This window comes from Pseudomonas sp. TH49 (assembly GCF_016650625.1).
In the GTDB taxonomy this organism is placed as follows: domain Bacteria; phylum Pseudomonadota; class Gammaproteobacteria; order Pseudomonadales; family Pseudomonadaceae; genus Aquipseudomonas; species Aquipseudomonas fluorescens_H.
In genome coordinates this window covers 2,237,785-2,262,426 of record NZ_JAEKFL010000001.1, presented here as the reverse complement: position 1 = coordinate 2,262,426, position 24,642 = coordinate 2,237,785, and the positions used below count along the sequence as shown (strand labels likewise).

The 24,642-nt window shown below is 54.6% G+C and carries 15 protein-coding genes, 6 tRNA genes and 3 rRNA genes; all 24 read right to left on the bottom strand.

What is annotated here, in order from left to right:
- Positions 1 to 30 precede the first annotated feature (30 nt).
- A complete protein-coding gene (fusA, locus tag JFU48_RS10220; protein WP_201136443.1) occupies positions 31 to 2,136 on the bottom strand; it encodes an elongation factor G in 2,106 nt (701 codons plus the stop codon).
- 30 nt (positions 2,137 to 2,166) lie between these two features.
- Positions 2,167 to 2,640, bottom strand: coding sequence for a 30S ribosomal protein S7 (rpsG, locus tag JFU48_RS10215; protein WP_003228745.1), 474 nt, complete (start codon positions 2,638 to 2,640; stop codon positions 2,167 to 2,169).
- A 107-nt stretch (positions 2,641 to 2,747) separates the two neighbouring features.
- The gene (gene rpsL / locus JFU48_RS10210) at positions 2,748 to 3,119 is read right to left on the bottom strand and encodes a 30S ribosomal protein S12 (protein ID WP_003186084.1); all 372 of its coding nucleotides are present in this window, start codon (positions 3,117 to 3,119) and stop codon (positions 2,748 to 2,750) included.
- Between the two features lie 215 nt (positions 3,120 to 3,334).
- Positions 3,335 to 7,534, bottom strand: a complete 4,200-nt coding sequence (rpoC, locus tag JFU48_RS10205; RefSeq protein WP_003228747.1) for a DNA-directed RNA polymerase subunit beta' — start codon at positions 7,532 to 7,534, stop codon at positions 3,335 to 3,337.
- A gap of 63 nt (positions 7,535 to 7,597) precedes the next feature.
- Positions 7,598 to 11,671: a DNA-directed RNA polymerase subunit beta gene (gene rpoB, locus JFU48_RS10200; protein WP_003228748.1), complete on the bottom strand. Its 4,074-nt coding sequence runs from the start codon at positions 11,669 to 11,671 to the stop codon at positions 7,598 to 7,600.
- A 221-nt stretch (positions 11,672 to 11,892) separates the two neighbouring features.
- Positions 11,893 to 12,258, bottom strand: coding sequence for a 50S ribosomal protein L7/L12 (rplL, locus tag JFU48_RS10195; protein ID WP_003228750.1), 366 nt, complete (start codon positions 12,256 to 12,258; stop codon positions 11,893 to 11,895).
- Between the two features lie 74 nt (positions 12,259 to 12,332).
- Positions 12,333 to 12,833 (bottom strand): 50S ribosomal protein L10, encoded by a 501-nt coding sequence (rplJ, locus tag JFU48_RS10190; RefSeq protein WP_003228752.1) that lies wholly within the window; start codon positions 12,831 to 12,833, stop codon positions 12,333 to 12,335.
- A gap of 198 nt (positions 12,834 to 13,031) precedes the next feature.
- Complete coding sequence (rplA, locus tag JFU48_RS10185; protein WP_003228754.1) at positions 13,032 to 13,727, bottom strand: 50S ribosomal protein L1; 696 nt, start codon at positions 13,725 to 13,727, stop codon at positions 13,032 to 13,034.
- Positions 13,727 to 14,158, bottom strand: coding sequence for a 50S ribosomal protein L11 (gene rplK / locus JFU48_RS10180; protein ID WP_003228756.1), 432 nt, complete (start codon positions 14,156 to 14,158; stop codon positions 13,727 to 13,729). Before rplK ends, rplA begins: the two co-directional genes overlap by 1 nt.
- Before the next feature lie 117 nt (positions 14,159 to 14,275).
- Positions 14,276 to 14,809, bottom strand: a complete 534-nt coding sequence (gene nusG / locus JFU48_RS10175) for a transcription termination/antitermination protein NusG (RefSeq protein WP_025113545.1) — start codon at positions 14,807 to 14,809, stop codon at positions 14,276 to 14,278.
- Positions 14,810 to 14,818: 9 nt separating this feature from the next.
- Positions 14,819 to 15,187: a preprotein translocase subunit SecE gene (secE, locus tag JFU48_RS10170; RefSeq protein ID WP_003228759.1), complete on the bottom strand. Its 369-nt coding sequence runs from the start codon at positions 15,185 to 15,187 to the stop codon at positions 14,819 to 14,821.
- Between the two features lie 45 nt (positions 15,188 to 15,232).
- A tRNA-Trp gene (locus JFU48_RS10165) sits at positions 15,233 to 15,308 on the bottom strand.
- 53 nt (positions 15,309 to 15,361) lie between these two features.
- A complete protein-coding gene (gene tuf, locus JFU48_RS10160; protein WP_024164425.1) occupies positions 15,362 to 16,555 on the bottom strand; it encodes an elongation factor Tu in 1,194 nt (397 codons plus the stop codon).
- 84 nt (positions 16,556 to 16,639) lie between these two features.
- Positions 16,640 to 16,715, bottom strand: a tRNA-Thr gene (locus tag JFU48_RS10155).
- Between the two features lie 26 nt (positions 16,716 to 16,741).
- Positions 16,742 to 16,815 (bottom strand) — tRNA-Gly (locus JFU48_RS10150).
- Between the two features lie 24 nt (positions 16,816 to 16,839).
- A tRNA-Tyr gene (locus JFU48_RS10145) sits at positions 16,840 to 16,924 on the bottom strand.
- A gap of 142 nt (positions 16,925 to 17,066) precedes the next feature.
- On the bottom strand, positions 17,067 to 17,504 hold the full coding sequence (locus JFU48_RS10140; RefSeq protein ID WP_003228761.1) for a hypothetical protein: 438 nt from the start codon (positions 17,502 to 17,504) through the stop codon (positions 17,067 to 17,069).
- Between the two features lie 7 nt (positions 17,505 to 17,511).
- A complete protein-coding gene (locus tag JFU48_RS10135; protein WP_201136442.1) occupies positions 17,512 to 18,261 on the bottom strand; it encodes a pantothenate kinase in 750 nt (249 codons plus the stop codon).
- Positions 18,251 to 19,204, bottom strand: a complete 954-nt coding sequence (gene birA / locus JFU48_RS10130) for a bifunctional biotin--[acetyl-CoA-carboxylase] ligase/biotin operon repressor BirA (RefSeq protein ID WP_201136441.1) — start codon at positions 19,202 to 19,204, stop codon at positions 18,251 to 18,253. Before birA ends, JFU48_RS10135 begins: the two co-directional genes overlap by 11 nt.
- A gap of 132 nt (positions 19,205 to 19,336) precedes the next feature.
- A 5S ribosomal RNA gene (gene rrf, locus JFU48_RS10125) occupies positions 19,337 to 19,452 on the bottom strand.
- Positions 19,453 to 19,606: 154 nt separating this feature from the next.
- Positions 19,607 to 22,498 (bottom strand): 23S ribosomal RNA (locus JFU48_RS10120).
- Between the two features lie 237 nt (positions 22,499 to 22,735).
- Positions 22,736 to 22,811: transfer RNA gene (locus tag JFU48_RS10115), tRNA-Ala, on the bottom strand.
- Positions 22,812 to 22,820: 9 nt separating this feature from the next.
- Positions 22,821 to 22,897: transfer RNA gene (locus tag JFU48_RS10110), tRNA-Ile, on the bottom strand.
- 124 nt (positions 22,898 to 23,021) lie between these two features.
- Positions 23,022 to 24,558: ribosomal RNA gene (locus JFU48_RS10105) — 16S ribosomal RNA — on the bottom strand.
- The 16S, 23S and 5S rRNA genes sit together here with 2 tRNA genes alongside, the layout of an rRNA operon.
- Between the last annotated feature and the right edge of the window lie 84 nt (positions 24,559 to 24,642).

Below are 24,642 nucleotides of genomic sequence, written 5' to 3'. Positions count from 1 at the left end.
ACAATTAACTCCTAGCCTAAAGGGGCTGAATCAGCCTTGTTTTTTGGTTACGGATTCGACGATGTGCGACGGAGCCGTATCGTATTTTTTGAATTCCATAGAGTAGCTTGCGCGACCCTGAGACATGGAACGAACGTCGGTCGCATAACCGAACATCTCACCCAGTGGAACCTCGGCACGGATAACCTTGCCGGACACTGTGTCTTCCATACCCTGGATCATGCCGCGACGACGGTTAAGGTCGCCCATTACATCACCCATATAGTCTTCAGGCGTAACAACCTCTACCGCCATGATCGGCTCGAGCAACTCACCGCCACCCTTCTGGGCCAGTTGCTTGGTCGCCATGGAAGCAGCCACCTTGAACGCCATCTCGTTGGAGTCGACGTCGTGGTAAGAACCATCGAACACGGTAGCCTTCAGGCCGATCAGCGGATAGCCGGCAACAACGCCGTTCTTCATCTGCTCTTCGATACCCTTCTGGATAGCCGGGATGTATTCCTTAGGAACCACACCACCTACTACTTCGTTCACGAATTGCAGACCTTCCTGACCTTCGTCAGCAGGAGCAAAACGGATCCAGCAGTGGCCGAACTGGCCACGACCGCCGGACTGGCGAACGAACTTGCCTTCGATTTCGCAGTTCTTCGTGATGCGCTCACGGTACGAAACTTGAGGCTTGCCGATGTTGGCTTCGACGTTGAACTCACGGCGCATCCGGTCAACCAGGATGTCCAGGTGCAGCTCGCCCATGCCGGAGATGATCGTCTGACCAGTCTCTTCATCAGTCTTAACGCGGAAAGACGGGTCTTCCTGAGCCAGTTTGCCCAGAGCGATACCCATTTTTTCCTGGTCATCCTTGGTCTTAGGCTCTACGGCAACCGAAATAACCGGCTCCGGGAAGTCCATACGAACCAGGATGATTGGCTTGTCAGCGTTGCAGAGGGTTTCACCAGTGGTGACGTCCTTCATGCCGATCAGGGCCGCGATGTCGCCAGCGCGTACTTCCTTGATCTCTTCACGGGCGTTTGCGTGCATTTGCACCATACGACCCACGCGCTCTTTTTTACCTTTAACCGAGTTAATCACGCCGTCGCCGGAGTTCAACACGCCCGAGTAAACGCGGACGAAGGTCAAGGTACCCACGAATGGGTCGGTAGCGATTTTGAACGCCAGTGCCGCGAACGGCTCGTCGTCACTTGCGTGACGCTCCATTTCCTCTTCCTCGTTATCAGGGTTGGAACCCTTGATCGCAGGAATGTCGGTTGGAGCAGGCAGGAAGTCGATAACGGCGTCGAGAACCAGGGGAACACCCTTGTTCTTGAACGACGAACCGCACACAGCCAGAACGATTTCGCCAGCGATAGTGCGCTGACGCAGAGCGGCCTTGACCTCTTCGATCGACAGCTCTTCGCCTTCCAGGTACTTGTTCATCAGCTCTTCGCTGGCTTCGGCCGCAGCCTCAACCATGTTGCTGCGCCATTCGGTGGCGAGCTCGAGCATGTCCGCAGGGATTTCCTTGCGAACAGGAACCATACCCTTGTCAGAGTCGTTCCAGTAAACAGCCTGCATGTTGATCAGGTCGATCTGGCCCTGGAAGTTATCTTCCGAACCGATAGCCAGCTGAATCGGCACCGGAGTGTGACCCAGACGCTGTTTGATCTGACCGATCACGCGCAGGAAGTTGGCACCAGCACGGTCCATCTTGTTTACGTAAACAAGACGTGGAACGCCGTATTTGTTGGCTTGACGCCATACGGTTTCCGACTGAGGCTCAACACCCGAAGTACCGCAGAATACAACGACAGCGCCGTCGAGTACGCGCAGGGAACGCTCAACTTCAATAGTGAAGTCTACGTGGCCTGGGGTATCGATAACGTTGAAGCGGTGCTCATGCGCATACTGCTTCTCGGAACCTTTCCAGAAGGCGGTGATAGCAGCAGAAGTAATGGTAATACCACGCTCCTGCTCCTGCACCATCCAGTCTGTGGTCGCGGCGCCGTCATGCACCTCGCCCATTTTGTGACTTTTGCCGGTGTAAAAAAGGACGCGCTCGGTGGTGGTGGTTTTACCAGCATCCACGTGAGCGACGATACCGATGTTACGGTAGCGACTAATCGGAGTAGTACGAGCCATAAAGCCCTCGCAAAATTAGTGAAGCTAAAATTAGAAGCGGTAGTGCGAGAAAGCTTTGTTGGCTTCGGCCATACGGTGCACGTCTTCACGCTTCTTAACAGCAGCACCTTTACCTTCAGCAGCATCCAGCAGTTCGCCAGCCAAGCGCAGAGCCATAGACTTCTCGCCACGCTTACGGGCGAAGTCTACCAACCAGCGCATTGCCAGAGCGTTACGGCGGGAAGGACGAACCTCGACCGGAACCTGGTAAGTAGCACCACCAACGCGGCGCGACTTCACTTCGACCAGCGGAGCGATGGCGTCGAGTGCTTTTTCGAAGAGTTCCAGGGGATCGGTGCCGGCCTTACGAGCCTTCACGGTTTCCAGGGCACCATAAACGATACGCTCGGCAACGGCTTTCTTGCCGCTTTCCATAACGTGGTTCATGAATTTGGCGAGGATCTGGCTTCCGTATTTCGGATCGTCCAGAATCTCACGCTTTGCTGCTACGCGACGTCTTGGCATGATAAGCCCTCAAGCGGTCTTCAGGTTAGTTCGGGACAGATCCAGTGGATGCAAGCCCGACCTTACTCTTATCGACTCAATAAAATGAAAATCTGCAAAACGGCCGATTACTTCGGACGCTTGGTACCGTACTTCGAACGACCCTGGTTACGGCCTTTAACGCCGGAAGTATCCAAGGAGCCGCGAACGGTGTGGTAACGAACACCTGGCAAGTCTTTTACACGACCGCCGCGGATCAGTACCACGCTGTGCTCTTGCAGGTTGTGGCCTTCACCACCGATGTACGAGGAAACCTCGAAACCGTTGGTCAGACGCACACGGCATACTTTACGCAGTGCCGAGTTAGGTTTTTTCGGCGTAGTGGTGTACACACGGGTGCACACGCCACGACGTTGCGGGCAGTTCTGCAGCGCAGGCACGTCGGATTTCTCGACGATACGCTTACGCGGCTGACGTACCAGCTGGTTGATAGTTGCCATCTACTAGCTCCACTGTTGTCTTGCGACGCTATTGTCTTGCAAGAAAAGCAAAATGGCAGGAACGGATTCCCGCCAAATTTAGGGGATCAAGAGTCTAAAGAGGATCTTGCCCCCAGTCAAGGCAAGGCCCCGACCTCCCCGCCCGTCGAACCTTGACAATTTGTCTCGATTCGACGAACGGAGCGATCAGGGCCTCAGCTTATTTACCGCAGAACTCAGTTACCGCTCGAGTTCAGCGCTTCGGTCAGTGCAGCTTCCACTTCACTGGCGCTTACGCGCAACGGCTTGTCTGCATCACGGCGACGCTTGCGCTCGCTGTGATAAGCCAGACCGGTACCGGCCGGGATCAGACGACCCACAACCACGTTTTCTTTCAGGCCGCGCAGGTAATCGCGCTTGCCGGTGACTGCCGCTTCGGTCAGTACGCGAGTGGTTTCCTGGAAGGAAGCCGCCGAGATGAACGATTCGGTGGACAACGACGCCTTGGTGATACCCAGCAGAACGCGGGTGAACTTGGAGACAAACTTGTCTTCCGCGCTCAGACGCTCGTTCTCTACCAGAACGTGAGTCAGTTCCATCTGGTCGCCCTTGATGAAGCTGGAATCGCCGGACTCGGAGATCTCAACTTTACGCAGCATCTGACGCAGGATGGTCTCGATGTGCTTGTCGTTGATCTTCACGCCTTGCAGACGGTAAACGTCCTGGATCTCGTTCACGATGTACTTGGCCAGCGCGCTCACACCCAGCAGACGCAGGATGTCGTGCGGATCGCTTGGACCGTCGGAGATAACTTCGCCGCGGTTTACCTGTTCGCCTTCGAACACGTTCAGGTGACGCCACTTCGGAATCAGCTCTTCGTACGGATCGCTACCGTCGTTCGGGGTAATGACCAGACGGCGCTTGCCCTTGGTCTCTTTACCGAACGCGATGGTGCCGCTGACTTCAGCCAGAATCGACGCTTCCTTCGGACGACGAGCTTCGAACAGGTCGGCAACACGCGGCAGACCACCGGTGATGTCGCGAGTCTTCGAAGTTTCTTGCGGGATACGAGCGATAACATCACCGATCGCAATCTTCGCACCGTCAGCAACACCGACCAGGGCGTTGGCTGGCAGGAAGTACTGAGCGATAACGTCAGTGCCTGGCAGCAACAGATCCTTGCCGTTGTCGTCGACCATCTTCACTGCTGGACGGATTTCCTTGCCCGCAGCTGGACGATCTTTCGCGTCGAGTACTTCAATGTTGGTCATACCGGTCAATTCGTCAGTCTGACGCTTGATCGTGATGCCTTCTTCCATGCCCACGTAGGTCACGGTACCTTTCATTTCGGTAACGATCGGGTGAGTGTGCGGATCCCACTTGGCCACGATTGCGCCAGCGTCGACCTTGTCACCTTCTTTAACCGAAATCACGGCACCGTACGGCAGCTTGTAACGCTCGCGCTCACGACCGAAGTCATCAGCGATTGCCAGCTCACCGGAACGGGACACAGCAACCAGATGGCCATCCACACGCTCAACGTGTTTCAGGTTGTGCAGACGGACAGTACCGCCATTCTTCACCTGAACGCTGTCGGCAGCGGAAGTACGGCTTGCCGCACCACCGATGTGGAACGTACGCATCGTCAGCTGGGTACCCGGCTCACCGATGGACTGGGCAGCGATAACGCCGACCGCTTCACCGATGTTCACTTGGTGACCACGCGCCAGATCACGGCCGTAGCACTTGGCGCAAATGCCATAGCGGGTTTCGCAGCTGATCGGCGAACGCACGATCACTTCGTCGATGCTGTTCAGCTCGATGAACTCGACCCACTTCTCGTCTACCAGAGTACCGGCAGGAACGATGACGTCCTCGGTGCCTGGCTTGAATACGTCACGGGCAATAACACGACCCAATACGCGCTCACCCAACGGCTCTACAACGTCACCGCCTTCAATGTGCGGAGTCATCAGCAGACCGTGTTCGGTGCCGCAATCGATCTCGGTTACAACCAGATCCTGCGCCACGTCTACCAGACGACGAGTCAGGTAACCGGAGTTCGCGGTTTTCAATGCGGTATCCGCCAGACCTTTACGAGCACCGTGAGTCGAGATGAAGTACTGGAGTACGCTCAGACCTTCACGGAAGTTCGCAGTAATCGGCGTTTCAATGATGGAACCGTCCGGCTTGGCCATCAGACCACGCATACCGGCCAGCTGACGAATCTGTGCTGCGGAACCCCGCGCACCCGAGTCGGCCATCATGTACATCGAGTTGAAGGACTCTTGGTCGACTTCATTGCCGTGACGGTCGATGACTTTCTCTTTGGAGAGGTTGGCCATCATCGCCTTGGAAACTTCGTCGTTCGCCTTCGACCAAAGGTCGATCACTTTGTTGTACTTCTCGCCCTGGGTTACCAGGCCGGAGGCGTACTGGCTCTCGATCTCTTTCACTTCGTCGGTGGCTGCACCGATGATGCGGGCTTTTTCGTCCGGGATAACGAAGTCGTTAACACCGATGGAAACGCCGGAGATGGTCGAGTAAGCGAAACCGGTGTACATCAACTGGTCAGCGAAAATCACGGTCTCTTTCAGACCAACCACGCGGTAGCACTGGTTGATCAGCTTGGAGATCGCCTTTTTCTTCATCGGCAGGTTGACGACGTCGTACGACAGACCTTTTGGCACAACCTGGAACAGCAGCGCACGGCCGACAGTGGTGTCGACGATACGGGTACCGCTCACGCTGTTGCCGTCACGGTCGTTGACGGTTTCGTTGATACGAACCTTGACCTTGGCGTGCAGTGCGGCTTCGCCGGCACGGAACACACGGTCAACTTCCTGCAGATCCGCGAATACTCGACCTTCGCCCTTGGCGTTGATCGCTTCACGAGTCATGTAGTACAGACCCAATACAACGTCCTGCGACGGAACGATGATTGGCTCACCGTTGGCTGGCGACAGAATGTTGTTGGTCGACATCATCAACGCACGCGCTTCGAGCTGGGCTTCCAGCGTCAGCGGTACGTGCACGGCCATTTGGTCGCCGTCGAAGTCGGCGTTGTACGCGGCGCAGACCAGAGGGTGCAGCTGGATAGCCTTACCTTCGATCAGTACCGGTTCAAACGCCTGGATACCCAGACGGTGAAGGGTCGGCGCACGGTTGAGAAGAACCGGGTGTTCGCGAATCACTTCAGCGAGAACGTCCCAAACCTCTGGCAGTTCGCGCTCGACCATTTTCTTGGCCGCTTTGATGGTGGTCGCGAGACCACGCATTTCCAGCTTGCCGAAAATGAACGGTTTGAACAGCTCGAGAGCCATCTTCTTCGGCAGACCGCACTGGTGCAGACGCAGGGTCGGACCTACGGTAATTACCGAACGACCGGAGTAGTCAACACGCTTACCGAGTAAGTTCTGACGGAAACGACCTTGCTTACCCTTGATCATGTCAGCCAGGGATTTCAGAGGACGCTTGTTCGAACCGGTGATAGCGCGGCCACGACGACCGTTGTCGAGCAGTGCATCGACAGCTTCCTGCAACATACGCTTTTCGTTGCGCACGATGATGTCCGGAGCGGACAGATCCAGCAGGCGCTTCAAACGGTTGTTACGGTTGATCACTCGACGATACAGATCGTTGAGGTCGGAAGTCGCGAAGCGACCGCCATCCAGCGGGACCAGTGGACGCAGATCTGGCGGCAGAACCGGCAGAACGGTCAGCACCATCCACTCTGGCAGGTTGCCGGAACCCTGGAAGGCTTCCATCAACTTCAGACGCTTGGACAGCTTCTTGATCTTGGTTTCCGAGTTGGTTTGCGGAATCTCTTCGCGCAGACGGCCAATCTCGTGCTCCAGGTCGATAGCGTGCAGCAGTTCACGGACAGCTTCTGCACCCATGCGGGCGTCGAAGTCGTCACCGAACTCTTCCAGCGCTTCGAAGTACTGCTCATCGTTCAGCAGCTGACCTTTTTCAAGGGTGGTCATGCCCGGGTCGATAACGACATAGCTCTCGAAGTAGAGAACGCGTTCGATATCACGCAGGGTCATGTCCATCAGCAGGCCGATACGGGACGGCAGCGATTTCAGGAACCAGATGTGGGCGACCGGCGAAGCCAGTTCGATGTGCGCCATGCGCTCACGACGAACCTTGGCCAGTGCAACTTCAACGCCGCACTTCTCGCAGATCACACCACGGTGCTTCAAGCGCTTGTACTTACCGCACAGGCACTCGTAATCCTTTACCGGGCCAAAGATCTTGGCGCAGAACAGACCGTCACGCTCAGGTTTGAACGTACGGTAGTTGATGGTTTCCGGCTTTTTAACTTCACCGAACGACCACGAGCGGATCATCTCAGGCGAGGCCAATCCGATACGGATGGCGTCGAACTCTTCGACTTGACCCTGGTTTTTCAGCAAATTCAGTAGGTCTTTCAAGGCCTTTCCTCCTGGCGGAGCAGAGAGCGGGCAATCCTGCCCCGCTCTCGATCGCGTCACGTGTTATTCGGTTTCCAGATCGATATCGATGCCGAGGGAACGAATTTCCTTGATCAACACGTTGAAGGACTCGGGCATGCCCGGCTCCATACGGTGATCGCCATCCACGATGTTTTTGTACATCTTGGTACGGCCGTTCACATCGTCCGACTTCACTGTGAGCATTTCTTGCAGAGTGTATGCAGCACCGTATGCTTCCAGTGCCCAGACCTCCATCTCCCCGAAACGCTGACCACCGAACTGTGCCTTACCACCCAGCGGCTGCTGAGTAACCAGGCTGTACGAACCGGTAGAACGCGCGTGCATCTTGTCGTCTACCAAGTGGTTCAGCTTCAGCATGTACATGTAGCCAACGGTAACTGGACGCTCGAACTTGTTGCCGGTACGGCCGTCAGTCAGCTGCATCTGGCCGCTTTCCGGCAGGTCTGCCAGTTTCAGCATGGCCTTGATTTCGCTTTCCTTGGCACCGTCGAACACTGGAGTGGCCATTGGAACGCCGCCACGCAGGTTCTTCGCCAGATCCAGGATTTCCTGATCGGAGAAGCTGTCCAGATCTTCGTTACGACCGCCGATCTGGTTGTAGATCTCGTCCAGGAAGGTGCGCAGTTCAGCGACTTTACGCTGCTCTTCGACCATCCGGTTGATCTTCTCGCCCAGACCTTTGGCCGCGAGGCCCAGGTGGGTTTCAAGGATCTGACCAACGTTCATACGCGAAGGTACGCCCAGCGGGTTGAGAACGACGTCGACCGGGGTGCCATTGGCATCGTGCGGCATGTCTTCAACCGGCATGATCACGGAGACCACACCTTTGTTACCGTGACGACCGGCCATCTTGTCGCCCGGCTGGATGCGACGACGGATTGCCAGGTAAACCTTGACGATTTTCAGCACGCCTGGAGCCAGGTCATCGCCCTGCTGCAGTTTGCGCTTCTTGTCTTCGAACTTGTCGTCCAGCAGACGGCGGCGATCAACGATGTAGGCCTGAGCCTTCTCGAGCTGCTCATTCAGAGCATCTTCAGCCATGCGCAGCTTGAACCACTGACCATGCTCAAGACCGTCGAGAACTTCGTCGGTGATGTCCTGACCTTTCTTCAGACCGGCGCCGCCTTCAGCCTTGTGGCCTACCAGAGCGGAGCGCAGACGTTCGAAGGTCGCGCCTTCAACGATACGGAACTCTTCGTTCAGATCCTTGCGGATCTCGTCCAGCTGGGACTTCTCGATCGACAGTGCACGAGCATCACGCTCAACGCCGTCGCGGGTGAAGACCTGTACGTCGATGACAGTACCTTTGGTACCGGTAGGTACACGCAGGGAGGTGTCTTTAACGTCGCTGGCTTTTTCACCGAAGATCGCACGCAGCAGTTTTTCTTCCGGAGTCAGTTGGGTCTCGCCTTTCGGAGTGACCTTACCTACCAGGATGTCGCCTGCGCCGACTTCAGCACCTACGTAAACGATACCGGCTTCGTCCAGCTTGTTCAGTGCAGCTTCACCCACGTTCGGGATGTCTGCAGTGATTTCCTCTGGGCCAAGCTTGGTGTCACGGGCCACACAGGTCAGTTCCTGAATGTGGATCGTGGTGAAGCGGTCTTCCTGAACCACACGCTCGGACAGGCAGATGGAGTCTTCGAAGTTGAAGCCGTTCCATGCCATGAACGCGATGCGCATGTTCTGACCCAGTGCCAGTTCACCCATGTCGGTGGACGGGCCGTCGGCCATGATGTCGCTACGCTGAACGCGATCGCCCTTTCTCACCAGCGGACGCTGGTTGATGCAGGTGTTCTGGTTCGAGCGGGTGTATTTGGTCAGGTTGTAGATGTCGACACCAGCTTCACCGGTTTCAACTTCGTCATCGGCAACACGAACCACGATACGGCTGGCATCAACAGAGTCGATCACGCCGCCACGACGAGCCACGACGCAAACGCCAGAGTCGCGAGCCACGTTACGCTCCATGCCGGTACCTACCAGCGGCTTGTCAGCGCGCAGGGTTGGTACAGCTTGACGCTGCATGTTCGAACCCATCAACGCACGGTTGGCGTCGTCGTGCTCGAGGAACGGAATCAGCGACGCTGCAACCGAAACTACCTGCTTCGGCGATACGTCCATCAGGGTGACGTCTTCCGGCGCCTTGACGGTGAATTCGTTCAGGTGACGTACGGCTACCAGCTCGTCGATCAGGACTTTCTGGTCGTTCATGGTCGCCGAAGCCTGCGCGATCACGTGATCGGCTTCTTCAATGGCGGACAGGAACACGATCTCGTCAGTGACCACACCCTCTTTCACCACGCGGTACGGGCTTTCCAGGAAGCCGTACTGGTTGGTGCGGGCATAAGCAGCCAGGGAGTTGATCAGACCGATGTTCGGACCTTCCGGCGTTTCAATCGGGCAGACACGACCGTAGTGAGTCGGATGTACGTCACGGACTTCAAAGCCTGCGCGCTCACGAGTCAGACCGCCAGGGCCGAGTGCAGAGACACGACGCTTGTGGGTGATCTCGGACAGCGGGTTGTTCTGGTCCATGAACTGCGAGAGCTGGCTGGAACCGAAGAACTCTTTCACCGCCGCAGCCACTGGCTTGGCGTTGATCAGGTCTTGCGGCATCAGGCCTTCGCTTTCAGCCATCGACAGACGCTCTTTGACCGCACGCTCAACACGTACCAGGCCAACGCGGAACTGGTTCTCGGCCATTTCGCCTACGCAGCGAACACGACGGTTACCCAGGTGGTCGATGTCATCGACGATGCCTTTACCGTTACGGATATCGACCAGAGTCTTCAGTACCGCGACGATGTCTTCCTTGCACAGCACGCCCGAACCTTCGATCTCGGTACGACCGATACGACGGTTGAACTTCATCCGGCCGACCGCAGACAGGTCATAGCGCTCAGGGCTGAAGAACAGGTTGTTGAACAGGGTTTCGGCAGCGTCTTTGGTTGGCGGCTCGCCTGGACGCATCATGCGATAGATCTCGACCAGCGCTTCCAATTGGTTGCTGGTGGAGTCGATCTTCAGCGTGTCGGAGACGAACGGACCGCAGTCGATGTCGTTGGTGTACAGAGTTTCGATACGAACGACGCCGGCCTTGGCGATTTTCGCCAGGACTTCAGTCGACAGTTCGGTGTTGCACTCTGCCAGGATTTCGCCGGTGGCCGGATGCACGATGACCTTGGCGGTGGTGCGACCCAGGACGTAGTCCAGAGGCACGTCCAGCTCTTTGATCCCGGCTTTTTCCAGCTGGTTGATGTGGCGGGCAGTAATACGACGGCCCTGCTCGACAATAACCTTGCCTTTATCGTCCTGGATATCGAGGACAGCCACTTCACCGCGCAGACGCTGAGGCACCAGTTCCAGGCTCAGGCCTTCGCCTTTAACGTGGAATACGTTGGTGGTGTAGAACGCGTCCAGCACTTCTTCGGTGGTGTAGCCGAGCGCGCGCAGCAGTACCGAAGCCGGCAGCTTGCGACGACGGTCGATACGCACGAACACGCAGTCTTTCGGGTCGAACTCAAAGTCCAGCCACGAACCGCGGTAAGGGATGATGCGCGCGGAGTAAAGCAGTTTACCGGAGCTGTGCGTCTTGCCGCGGTCGTGGTCGAAGAACACGCCCGGGGAACGGTGCAGCTGGGAAACGATAACACGCTCGGTACCGTTGATTACGAAGGTACCGTTCTCAGTCATCAATGGGATTTCGCCCATGTAGACTTCTTGCTCTTTGATGTCCTTGATCGCTTTGTTCGACGATTCTTTGTCGAAAATGATCAGGCGCACTTTTACCCGCAAAGGTACGGCGAAAGTTACACCGCGCAATACGCATTCTTTGACATCAAATGCCGGTTCGCCCAGGCGATAACCGACGTACTCCAGCGCAGCATTGCCGGAGTAGCTGATGATCGGGAAAACGGATTTGAAGGCCGCATGCAGGCCCACGTCGCGGAACTGATCTTTAGTCGCTCCCGCTTGCAAGAATTCACGATACGAATCCAGCTGGATGGCCAGGAGGTACGGCACATCCATGACGTCCGGCAACTTGCTAAAGTCCTTGCGGATACGTTTTTTCTCAGTATATGAGTAAGCCATCAGCGTTCCCCAGCTTGGTCACCTGCTTGTTTGGCCCCTCCCGACGGGAGCAGCCAGAAAATCGTGCAAACCCCATGGTTTGCGCCACCGCATCGGGTGGTTACAGCACCTTTATCAGCACCGACCCAGTCGGCTGCCAATAACGGAAAAAGGCCGGTGGCAAGAGCCACCAGCCATCAGCCTGTCGCTTGACGCTCGGGCTGGAGGAGCAAAGTCGATACTTATTTCAGTTCGACTTTAGCGCCTGCTTCTTCCAGCTTCTTCTTAGCGTCTTCAGCAGCTTCTTTCGAAACGCCTTCAGCTACAACCTGAGGAGCGCCGTCTACTTTCTCTTTGGCTTCTTTCAGGCCCAGACCAGTCAGTTCACGAACTGCCTTGATCACGTTAACCTTCTTCTCGCCAGCTTCCAGCAGAACAACGTTGAACTCGGTTTGCTCTTCAACAACAGCGGCAGCAGCAGCTGGACCAGCCGAAGCGGCAGCAGCGGTAACGCCGAAGGTTTCTTCCATCGCTTTGATCAGCTCAACGATTTCCACTACGGATTTCTGGCCGATTGCTTCGATGATTTGTTCGTTAGTCAGAGACATGACTCAATTCCTGAATTGGGGGACGGCCTACGCGACCATCGAAATAAACAAAAAACGCGAGAAGTTGACGAGCCTTAGGCTGCAGCAGCTTCTTTCTGGTCGCGAATTGCCGCCAGAGTACGAGCCAATTTGCTGGTAGCGCCTTGAATCACGCTCATCAGCTGAGAAATTGCTTCGTCACGGGTCGGCAGAGTTGCCAGTACGTCGATCTGATTAGCTGCGAGGAACTTGCCCTCGAACGCAGCTGCCTTGATCTCGAACTTGTCCTGACCCTTGGCAAACTCTTTGAAGATACGGGCAGCAGCGCCCGGATGTTCGTTCGAGAATGCAATCAGGGTCGGGCCGGTGAACACGTCGTTGAGAACACTGTATTCAGTGTCAGCAACAGCGCGCTTGAGCAGGGTGTTACGTACAACACGTACGTAAACGCCAGCTTCACGAGCCTCTTTACGGAGTCCGGTCATTGCGCCTACTGTTACGCCACGTGCATCAACCACGACAGCGGACAGAGCGACTTTGGCAGCCTCGTTGACTTCAGCGACGATGGCCTTCTTGTCTTCGAGATTAATTGCCACGGGTTTAACTCCTGCTTGTTACCGTTTCACTCGATCGAAACCGAATGTCGTTTTGGTGTCTGATTCGGTAAGGAACCGGGAGCACCATCTGCGTAGGCTTGTGGTTTAAGGCTTGCGCCGCCTACGGTCTTGGATAGCCCCCGCCAGGCAGGGACCCCAATCTTTCAATTGGCGCGAATAATCGCACCAACCTTTGTCTTACGCGTCCAGCGAGCTCTGGTCGATAACCAGACCTGGGCCCATAGTGGTGCTCAGGGTAACGCGCTTGACGTAAATACCTTTCGAGGAAGCTGGCTTGATACGCTTCAGATCAGCGATCAGGGCTTCAACGTTTTCCTTCAGCTTGACGGCATCAAAGCCGATCTTGCCAACGGAGGTGTGGATGATGCCGTTTTTGTCGGTGCGATAACGAACCTGACCAGCCTTGGCGTTTTTAACCGCGGTGGCTACGTCTGGAGTTACGGTGCCGACTTTCGGGTTAGGCATCAGGCCACGTGGACCGAGGATCTGACCCAGTTGACCTACAACGCGCATGGCATCCGGGGATGCGATCACTACGTCATAGTTCAGGTCGCCGCCTTTCATTTCGGCAGCCAGGTCGTCCATACCTACACGGTCAGCGCCGGCAGCCAGAGCGGCCTCAGCAGCTGGACCCTGGGTGAACACAGCAACGCGAACGGTCTTGCCAGTGCCGTGTGGCAGCACAGTAGCGCTACGAACAACCTGGTCGGATTTACGCGGGTCTACACCCAGGTTTACAGCAACGTCGAACGACTCGCTGAACTTGACAGTCGACAGCTCAGCCAGCAGAGCAGCAGCGTCTACAATGTTGTAGGCCTTGCCTGCTTCGATTTTGCCGGCGATAGCCTTTTGACGCTTGGTCAGCTTAGCCATTACACACCCTCCACGTTAAGGCCCATGCTACGAGCAGAACCGGCGATAGTACGCACGGCTGCATCCATATCAGCTGCAGTCAGATCCGCGTTTTTGGTTTTCGCGATTTCTTCCAGCTGAGCACGGGTAACAGTGCCAACCTTAACGGTGTTCGGACGAGCGGAACCGCTGGTCAGACCGGCCGCCTTCTTCAGCAGAACCGAAGCAGGGGTGGATTTGGTTTCGAAAGTGAAGCTACGGTCGCTGTAGACAGTGATGATCACTGGAGTCGGCAGACCTGCTTCAAGACCCTGAGTACGGGCGTTGAAAGCCTTGCAGAATTCCATGATGTTCACGCCGTGCTGACCCAGAGCAGGACCAACAGGTGGACTTGGGTTAGCCTGAGCGGCCTTCACTTGCAGCTTGATGTAAGCGGTAATCTTCTTGGCCATGAGGCACTCCAATTACGGGTTCGAACGCCTCGAAAGGCTCCCCGGTTACTTGCGCGTTTATCCCAGTGACGACAAAACCCCACAGCCTAGGGCTGCGGGGTTGGGATGCTTGTTCAGCTAGACCTTTTCGACCTGACTGAACTCCAACTCTACCGGAGTAGAGCGACCGAAAATAAGCACTGCCACCTGGACACGGCTCTTTTCGTAGTTAACTTCTTCGACAGTGCCGTTAAAGTCAGCGAATGGCCCGTCAGTAACACGAACCACCTCACCTGGCTCAAACAGAGTCTTCGGCTTCGGCTTATCGCTACCATCGGCCACGCGACGCAGAATGGCTTCCGCCTCTTTGTCGGTGATTGGAGCGGGCTTGTCGGCGGTACCGCCAATAAAGCCCATCACCCGAGGAGTATCCTTGACCAAGTGCCAAGTACCCTCGTTCATATCCATCTGTACCAGCACATAACCTGGGAAGAACTTGCGTTCGCTTTTGCGCTTCTGGCCATTACGCATTTCAACCACTTCTTCAGTGGGAACCAGAATTTCGCCGAAGCCATCTTCCATGCCAGCCAGCTTTACGCGCTCAATCAGCGAGCGCATGACATGCTTCTCGTAACCCGAGTAAGCATGCACAACGTACCAACGCTTAGCCACGGGACACCCTTAGCCGACAATCAAGGAAACAAGCCAGCCGAGCAGGGAGTCAACACCCCACAACAGCAACGCCATAACGATAACCACAGCAACAACGATCAACGTTGTCTGCGTGGTTTCCTGGCGAGTTGGCCATACGACTTTACGAATCTCGGTGCGAGCTTCCTTAACCAGTACAAAGAACGACTTGCCCTTTGCTGTCTGCAGGCCTACAAAGGCAGCTACAGCAGCAATTACGAGCAAAGCGAGTACACGGTACAGGATCGGCGAAGCAGCGTAATACTGATTGCCAACAACGCCAACAATCACCAAAGCAACTACTACAAGCCACTTGAGCAGATCGAAGCGAGAGCCTTGAGCTTCAGCCTTAGGAGTCATCTATGAAGATCCTGTGAAAAGAAAGCCAGACACACCGAGTGAATCTGGCAGGTCAGGAGGGAATCGAACCCCCAACCTACGGTTTTGGAGACCGTCGCTCTGCCAATTGAGCTACTGACCTAAAACAAAATCAGGCCGACCATTATGCCGGCCCGAAAAATACATTACAACCGCTTATTCGATGATTTTAGCTACGACGCCAGCGCCGACGGTACGACCGCCTTCACGGATAGCGAAACGCAGACCGTCTTCCATCGCGATGGTTTTGATCAGGGTAACAGTCATCTGAATGTTGTCACCCGGCATTACCATTTCAACGCCTTCTGGCAGCTCGCAGTTACCAGTCACGTCAGTAGTACGGAAGTAGAACTGTGGACGGTAGCCTTTGAAGAACGGAGTGTGACGACCGCCTTCTTCCTTGCTCAGAACGTAAACTTCTGCGGTGAACTTGGTGTGCGGCTTAACCGAACCTGGTTTGACCAGAACCTGACCACGCTCAACGTCGTCACGCTTGGTACCACGCAGCAGAACGCCGCAGTTCTCGCCAGCACGACCTTCGTCGAGCAGTTTGCGGAACATTTCAACACCGGTGCAGGTGGTGGTGGTGGTGTCGCGCAGACCAACGATTTCCAGTGCATCTTGAACGCGAACGATACCGCGCTCGATACGACCAGTCACAACAGTACCACGACCCGAGATCGAGAATACGTCTTCGATTGGCATCAGGAATGGCTTGTCGATCATACGAACTGGTTCTGGGATGTAGCTGTCCAGAGTCTCAACCAGTTTCTTGACGGCAGTGGTGCCCATCTCGTTATCGTCTTTGCCTTCCAGCGCCATACGAGCCGAACCGATGATGATTGGAGTGTCATCGCCCGGGAAGTCGTAGGTGGACAGCAGGTCGCGAACTTCCATCTCAACCAGTTCCAGCAGCTCAGCGTCGTCTACCAGGTCAGCCTTGTTCAGGAAAACCACGATGTACGGAACGCCTACCTGACGGGACAGCAGGATGTGCTCACGGGTTTGTGGCATCGGACCATCAGCGGCCGAGCAAACCAGGATAGCGCCGTCCATTTGAGCAGCACCGGTGATCATGTTCTTCACATAGTCAGCGTGACCTGGGCAGTCAACGTGAGCGTAGTGACGGATCAGCGAGTTGTACTCAACGTGTGCGGTGTTGATGGTGATACCGCGAGCTTTTTCTTCTGGAGCGCTGTCGATCTTGTCGAATTCAACTACGGCCGAACCGAAAACTTCGGAGCAGACGCGGGTCAGAGCAGCGGTCAGAGTGGTTTTACCGTGGTCAACGTGACCAATGGTCCCTACGTTGACGTGGGGCAGGGAACGATCAAATTTTTCCTTAGCCATCGATAACACCCTCAACAGAAGAATTAGACGAACGATATCTACCATTAAAACAAAGGCAGATATTTTCATATCTGCCTTGTTATATGGAGCTCTTGAGCGGATTTGAACCGCTGACCTCACCCTTACCAAGGGTGTGCTCTACCAACTGAGCTACAAGAGCGTAACACTTTGCACAACCTGCAAACTTGGAGCGGGTAGCGGGAATCGAACCCGCATCATCAGCTTGGAAGGCTGAGGTTCTACCACTAAACTATACCCGCGGAGCTTGCAGCTCACGCTAAAAATGGTGGAGGGGGAAGGATTCGAACCTTCGAAGTCGTAGACGTCAGATTTACAGTCTGATCCCTTTGGCCGCTCGGGAACCCCTCCTAAGCGAGCCGGCATTCTATACTATGCCGACCTTCTGTCAAGCATTTTCTCATTAAAAACCTGAGGTTAGCTGCGTTGACACTGCTCCGCTTTGACAACCTGTTTAGGTGTTCGCTGTGGAGCGGGCGCCATTCTATGCAAACTATTCCAGCGGTGCAACCCCTTCACACAGCATTATTTTATGTTTTAACTCATTGAATTCCTTGGAAAGGTTCTGCAACTGCACATCCCCCAATAAACGCTGGCTTTCGGGCGCAATGCGCAACCAGTAACCAGGCTCAGGGAGATCCTTTTGCAATGGTTGAGCCTTCACATTCATGGCCACCAGCCGCTGCTGCAGTCCGGAAACGCCCTCCTCGCGACTCAAACCGCCCAAGAACAGACAATCCTGTCCGGCGCGGCGCGCGCCCGGCACTTCTCGGGAGTCACCACCAGCTTCGCTCAGCAAGCGAATGTCCTGCTGAGATCCACGGTACATGCTGAGAGGCGTGACATCTTTTGCACGCAAGGGCGCTTCCTGCTGATGCCAGACGTAATAGAACACATTGAGTACAACAAGCAGCAGGAACAACCAACGCATACAAACCTCAAGATAAAGGACACGCCATGGCCAGCCCTACAAACACCAGGTCAGGGACAATCCGAGCATCAGGCACGACGTCCGCAACCAATCCAGCGTCGCCGCCTGTAATAAAGACGGTGAAGCCCTCCCCCCAATAGGATCGAGCCATTTCCATTTGGGTCAGGACAAATCCTCTCAACATCAAGGAGCATCCACGCTCCACCGCCTCGACAGTGCTCCGCCCCGGGGCATGACTCGTCAAGGCTCGCTCAGCGGCCAAATCTCCGTAACGGATATTCCGGGTGTGAGTGCGCAACTGATTACGCATCAATGGCATTCCAGGGCAAATAAAACCGCCGAGATGCTCCCCTTCAGCATTAATAAAATCCGCCGTCACAGCAGTGCCGAAATCCAGAATCAGACAGGCGCCTGCAGCCAGGTGAAAACCACCAAGCATCGCCAACCAGCGATCCAGCCCCAAACGCTCGTAGTCGTCATAGCCATTCCTGACACCAGACATTTCACTGGCCGCCTTGGCACACACGACCGAGACGCCGAACGTCTGCTCAAGAATCCGACTGAGTGCGGCTGTTTCTTCACCGGTTCTGACACTGACCAAGCGACATTTGCGCAGCAATAGGCCGTCAAATGCACGCAGGCTATCCACCAGCGCTTGATCCGAGTCGACCACGCCTTCCGCGAAAAGACCTCCAGCCGCAGTACTCAATACGCGCCACTTGATAAAGCTGTTCCCACAGTCGAGCTCAAGAATCATCACGCAACCTCAGGCTGAGCTCACCACCACTAAATACTTTTTCCACGCCATCCACCATCAAGCGCAGCGCACCTTGACCATCAATGCCGAGCACTACACCTTCTATATGACTAACGCCGGCAATCAAAGAAACCGGTCGACCCTGCCACATATGACCCTTCTCCCACTCCTCCTGGAGCGCCGAAAAGCCATCGGCCTGATGGCGCTGGATATAGCCGCGCAGTTGCTCGCTCAGCTCAGCCACCAAGACGTTGCGATCACAGCTTTTGCCTGTCTCCAGCCGTATCGATGTCCATTGCTGGTCAACCTCATCAGCAATCTGCATGTTTACATTGATGCCTATACCCAACACCACATGGCATACATCTGCTGGATCACCTACAAGCTCGAGGAGGATACCGGCGATTTTCTTGTTTCCAACCAGCAAGTCGTTTGGCCACTTCAATCCAGCGCCCGACACGCCCAGCTTTCGCAGGGTATGCATAACCGCCAAACCGACCACCAGACTCAAGCCCTCAAGCTGGCGCATGCCACCTTCGATGCGCAGGACAAGGCTGTAATAGAGATTTTCAGCAAAGGGGCTTACCCACTTACGTCCCCTGCGGCCACGACCAGAAATCTGCCGTTCTGCCAATACCAGGAACGGCGCCACTCGACCTTGATTGATCGCGCGTAGCGCTTCTGCATTGGTGGAGTCAATGGAATCAAAGACTGTAATTGGCCAAACCGGTGCCAAGGCACCAATTTTGAGAGGATCGAGCAGCGTCAAGGGCGCAGCCAGCTGATAGCCTCTGCCCCGCACTTTGTTAATGGACAACCCGAGTTCAGCCTCAAGATGCTGGAGCTGCTTCCATACCGCACTCCGACTGATACCCAAGGCAAGCCCGAGAGCCTCGCCAGAATGGAATCGACCATCCTTCAAAAGATTCAACAACGTCAGCATGCAGGTCTCGCCTCACAATGAGGCCCGAATAATAGCCATGAGCCGGGCGATTGCATAGAAATCAAGCAAACCACTTTCCTGCGGGCAAAACAAAACCCCAACTGCTTTCGCAATTGGGGTTTCGGAATTTAATCTTGACGATGACCTACTCTCACATGGGGAAACCCCACACTACCATCGGCGATGCATCGTTTCACTTCTGAGTTCGGGATGGGATCAGGTGGTTCCAACGCTCTATGGTCGTCAAGAAATTCGGGTACTGACTCGTGACCTGTTGGCCTCGCTTCAGCAAATCGGGTATGTGATACAGGTGTTTGTGAGCATCGCGAACTTTCGGTTCATTGCGTCTTCACACACCGCAATCTGATGCTCTCTCGAGTAGTCAAATTGCTTGGGTGTTATATGGTCAAGCCTCACGGGCAATTAGTATTGGTTAGCTCAACGCCTCACAGCGCTTACACACCCAACCTATCAACGTCGTAGTCTTCGACGGCCCTTCAGGGAACTCAAGGTTCCAGTGAGATCTCATCTTGAGGCAAGTTTCCCGCTTAGATGCTTTCAGCGGTTATCTTTCCCGAACATAGCTACCCGGCAATGCCACTGGCGTGACAACCGGAACACCAGAGGTTCGTCCACTCCGGTCCTCTCGTACTAGGAGCAGCCCCTCTCAAATCTCAAACGTCCACGGCAGATAGGGACCGAACTGTCTCACGACGTTCTAAACCCAGCTCGCGTACCACTTTAAATGGCGAACAGCCATACCCTTGGGACCGGCTTCAGCCCCAGGATGTGATGAGCCGACATCGAGGTGCCAAACACCGCCGTCGATATGAACTCTTGGGCGGTATCAGCCTGTTATCCCCGGAGTACCTTTTATCCGTTGAGCGATGGCCCTTCCATACAGAACCACCGGATCACTAAGACCTACTTTCGTACCTGCTCGACGTGTCTGTCTCGCAGTCAAGCGCGCTTTTGCCTTTATACTCTACGACCGATTTCCGACCGGTCTGAGCGCACCTTCGTACTCCTCCGTTACTCTTTAGGAGGAGACCGCCCCAGTCAAACTACCCACCATACACTGTCCTCGATCCGGATAACGGACCTGAGTTAGAACCTCAAAGTTGCCAGGGTGGTATTTCAAGGATGGCTCCACGCGAACTGGCGTCCACGCTTCAAAGCCTCCCACCTATCCTACACAAGCAAATTCAAAGTCCAGTGCAAAGCTATAGTAAAGGTTCACGGGGTCTTTCCGTCTAGCCGCGGATACACTGCATCTTCACAGCGATTTCAATTTCACTGAGTCTCGGGTGGAGACAGCGCCGCCATCGTTACGCCATTCGTGCAGGTCGGAACTTACCCGACAAGGAATTTCGCTACCTTAGGACCGTTATAGTTACGGCCGCCGTTTACCGGGGCTTCGATCAAGAGCTTCGCGTTAGCTAACCCCATCAATTAACCTTCCGGCACCGGGCAGGCGTCACACCCTATACGTCCACTTTCGTGTTTGCAGAGTGCTGTGTTTTTAATAAACAGTCGCAGCGGCCTGGTATCTTCGACCGGCATGAGCTTACGGAGCAAGTCCTTCACCCTCACCGGCGCACCTTCTCCCGAAGTTACGGTGCCATTTTGCCTAGTTCCTTCACCCGAGTTCTCTCAAGCGCCTTGGTATTCTCTACCCAACCACCTGTGTCGGTTTGGGGTACGGTTCCTGGTTACCTGAAGCTTAGAAGCTTTTCTTGGAAGCATGGCATCAACCACTTCGTCACCCAAAGGGTAACTCGTCATCAGCTCTCGGCCTTAAGATCCCGGATTTACCTAAGATCTCAGCCTACCACCTTAAACTTGGACAACCAACGCCAAGCTGGCCTAGCCTTCTCCGTCCCTCCATCGCAATAACCAGAAGTACAGGAATATTAACCTGTTTTCCATCGACTACGCTTTTCAGCCTCGCCTTAGGGACCGACTAACCCTGCGTCGATTAACGTTGCGCAGGAAACCTTGGTCTTTCGGCGTGGGTGTTTTTCACACCCATTGTCGTTACTCATGTCAGCATTCGCACTTCTGATACCTCCAGCAAGCTTCTCAACTCACCTTCACAGGCTTACAGAACGCTCCTCTACCGCATCACTTACGTGATACCCGTAGCTTCGGTGTATGGTTTGAGCCCCGTTACATCTTCCGCGCAGGCCGACTCGACTAGTGAGCTATTACGCTTTCTTTAAAGGGTGGCTGCTTCTAAGCCAACCTCCTAGCTGTCTAAGCCTTCCCACATCGTTTCCCACTTAACCATAACTTTGGGACCTTAGCTGACGGTCTGGGTTGTTTCCCTTTTCACGACGGACGTTAGCACCCGCCGTGTGTCTCCCATGCTCGGCACTTGTAGGTATTCGGAGTTTGCATCGGTTTGGTAAGTCGGGATGACCCCCTAGCCGAAACAGTGCTCTACCCCCTACAGTGATACATGAGGCGCTACCTAAATAGCTTTCGAGGAGAACCAGCTATCTCCGAGCTTGATTAGCCTTTCACTCCGATCCACAGGTCATCCGCTAACTTTTCAACGGTAGTCGGTTCGGTCCTCCAGTCAGTGTTACCTAACCTTCAACCTGCCCATGGATAGATCGCCCGGTTTCGGGTCTATTCCCAGCGACTAGACGCCCTATTAAGACTCGCTTTCGCTACGCCTCCCCTATTCGGTTAAGCTCGCCACTGAAAATAAGTCGCTGACCCATTATACAAAAGGTACGCAGTCACCCAACAAAGTGGGCTCCCACTGCTTGTACGCATACGGTTTCAGGATCTATTTCACTCCCCTCTCCGGGGTTCTTTTCGCCTTTCCCTCACGGTACTAGTTCACTATCGGTCAGTCAGTAGTATTTAGCCTTGGAGGATGGTCCCCCCATATTCAGACAAAGTTTCTCGTGCTCCGTCCTACTCGATTTCATGACCAAGAGATTTTCGCGTACAGGGCTATCACCCACTATGGCCGCACTTTCCAGAGCGTTCCGCTAATCTCAAAGCCACTTAAGGGCTAGTCCCCGTTCGCTCGCCACTACTAAGGGAATCTCGGTTGATTTCTTTTCCTCAGGGTACTTAGATGTTTCAGTTCCCCTGGTTCGCCTCTTGCACCTATGTATTCAGTACAAGATAACCATCTTATGATGGCTGGGTTCCCCCATTCAGACATCTCCGGATCAAAGTCTGTTTGCCGACTCCCCGAAGCTTTTCGCAGGCTACCACGTCTTTCATCGCCTCTGACTGCCAAGGCATCCACCGTATGCGCTTCTTCACTTGACCATATAACCCCAAGCAATCTGGTTATACTGTGAAGACGACATTCGCCGAAAATTCGCAAAACTCTTAAGAGTCACTCACAAATTTTACCTTAGCCTGATCCGTTACCAGTGAAAGTAACGTTCAGTCTATCTTTCTATCACATACCCAAATTTTTAAAGAACGATCTAATCAAAGACTAGAAATCAATATTCACACCGGAATATTCATTTCTAAACTCTAACAAGCAGAAGCAGTTAATGGTGGAGCCAAGCGGGATCGAACCGCTGACCTCCTGCGTGCAAGGCAGGCGCTCTCCCAGCTGAGCTATGGCCCCATACAAAATTGGTGGGTCTGGGCAGATTCGAACTGCCGACCTCACCCTTATCAGGGGTGCGCTCTAACCAACTGAGCTACAGACCCAATTTCGAGCGCGTAACTGATTAGCTAAGAGCTATCAGCTTGGAGCTTAAAGCTGCTTCTATCGTCTTCTTCAATGAATCAAGCAATTCGTGTGGGAACTTATGGAGCAGCTGATGTCGTCGATTAAGGAGGTGATCCAGCCGCAGGTTCCCCTACGGCTACCTTGTTACGACTTCACCCCAGTCATGAATCACACCGTGGTAACCGTCCTCCCGAAGGTTAGACTAGCTACTTCTGGTGCAACCCACTCCCATGGTGTGACGGGCGGTGTGTACAAGGCCCGGGAACGTATTCACCGCGACATTCTGATTCGCGATTACTAGCGATTCCGACTTCACGCAGTCGAGTTGCAGACTGCGATCCGGACTACGATCGGTTTTGTGGGATTAGCTCCACCTCGCGGCTTGGCAACCCTCTGTACCGACCATTGTAGCACGTGTGTAGCCCAGGCCGTAAGGGCCATGATGACTTGACGTCATCCCCACCTTCCTCCGGTTTGTCACCGGCAGTCTCCTTAGAGTGCCCACCATAACGTGCTGGTAACTAAGGACAAGGGTTGCGCTCGTTACGGGACTTAACCCAACATCTCACGACACGAGCTGACGACAGCCATGCAGCACCTGTCTCAATGTTCCCGAAGGCACCAATCCATCTCTGGAAAGTTCATTGGATGTCAAGGCCTGGTAAGGTTCTTCGCGTTGCTTCGAATTAAACCACATGCTCCACCGCTTGTGCGGGCCCCCGTCAATTCATTTGAGTTTTAACCTTGCGGCCGTACTCCCCAGGCGGTCAACTTAATGCGTTAGCTGCGCCACTAAGAGCTCAAGGCTCCCAACGGCTAGTTGACATCGTTTACGGCGTGGACTACCAGGGTATCTAATCCTGTTTGCTCCCCACGCTTTCGCACCTCAGTGTCAGTATCAGTCCAGGTGGTCGCCTTCGCCACTGGTGTTCCTTCCTATATCTACGCATTTCACCGCTACACAGGAAATTCCACCACCCTCTACCATACTCTAGCTTGCCAGTTTTGGATGCAGTTCCCAGGTTGAGCCCGGGGATTTCACATCCAACTTAACAAACCACCTACGCGCGCTTTACGCCCAGTAATTCCGATTAACGCTTGCACCCTCTGTATTACCGCGGCTGCTGGCACAGAGTTAGCCGGTGCTTATTCTGTCGGTAACGTCAAAACAGCAAAGTATTAATTTACTGCCCTTCCTCCCAACTTAAAGTGCTTTACAATCCGAAGACCTTCTTCACACACGCGGCATGGCTGGATCAGGCTTTCGCCCATTGTCCAATATTCCCCACTGCTGCCTCCCGTAGGAGTCTGGACCGTGTCTCAGTTCCAGTGTGACTGATCATCCTCTCAGACCAGTTACGGATCGTCGCCTTGGTGAGCCATTACCTCACCAACTAGCTAATCCGACCTAGGCTCATCTGATAGCGCAAGGCCCGAAGGTCCCCTGCTTTCTCCCGTAGGACGTATGCGGTATTAGCGTTCCTTTCGAAACGTTGTCCCCCACTACCAGGCAGATTCCTAGGCATTACTCACCCGTCCGCCGCTGAATCCAGGAGCAAGCTCCTTTCATCCGCTCGACTTGCATGTGTTAGGCCTGCCGCCAGCGTTCAATCTGAGCCATGATCAAACTCTTCAGTTCAAACATCTTTGGGTTTTTAAGAAACCCTAAACTTGGCTCAGCAATCGTTGGTTACATCTTTGATTTCTCGCGGAGTAACTTGTG

Excerpts from the sequence above, each read along its gene's own strand:
- rpoB (WP_003228748.1), bottom strand. The coding sequence starts at position 11,671 with ATGGCTTACTCATATACTGAGAAAAAACGTATCCGCAAGGACTTTAGC.
- fusA (WP_201136443.1), bottom strand. The coding sequence starts at position 2,136 with ATGGCTCGTACTACTCCGATTAGTCGCTACCGTAACATCGGTATCGTC.
- secE (WP_003228759.1), bottom strand. The coding sequence starts at position 15,187 with ATGACTCCTAAGGCTGAAGCTCAAGGCTCTCGCTTCGATCTGCTCAAG.
- rplK (WP_003228756.1), bottom strand. The coding sequence starts at position 14,158 with ATGGCCAAGAAGATTACCGCTTACATCAAGCTGCAAGTGAAGGCCGCT.
- JFU48_RS10135 (WP_201136442.1), bottom strand. The coding sequence starts at position 18,261 with ATGATTCTTGAGCTCGACTGTGGGAACAGCTTTATCAAGTGGCGCGTA.
- rplA (WP_003228754.1), bottom strand. The coding sequence starts at position 13,727 with ATGGCTAAGCTGACCAAGCGTCAAAAGGCTATCGCCGGCAAAATCGAA.
- rplL (WP_003228750.1), bottom strand. The coding sequence starts at position 12,258 with ATGTCTCTGACTAACGAACAAATCATCGAAGCAATCGGCCAGAAATCC.
- JFU48_RS10140 (WP_003228761.1), bottom strand. The coding sequence starts at position 17,504 with ATGCGTTGGTTGTTCCTGCTGCTTGTTGTACTCAATGTGTTCTATTAC.
- tuf (WP_024164425.1), bottom strand. The coding sequence starts at position 16,555 with ATGGCTAAGGAAAAATTTGATCGTTCCCTGCCCCACGTCAACGTAGGG.
- rpsG (WP_003228745.1), bottom strand. The coding sequence starts at position 2,640 with ATGCCAAGACGTCGCGTAGCAGCAAAGCGTGAGATTCTGGACGATCCG.
- rpsL (WP_003186084.1), bottom strand. The coding sequence starts at position 3,119 with ATGGCAACTATCAACCAGCTGGTACGTCAGCCGCGTAAGCGTATCGTC.
- birA (WP_201136441.1), bottom strand. The coding sequence starts at position 19,204 with ATGCTGACGTTGTTGAATCTTTTGAAGGATGGTCGATTCCATTCTGGC.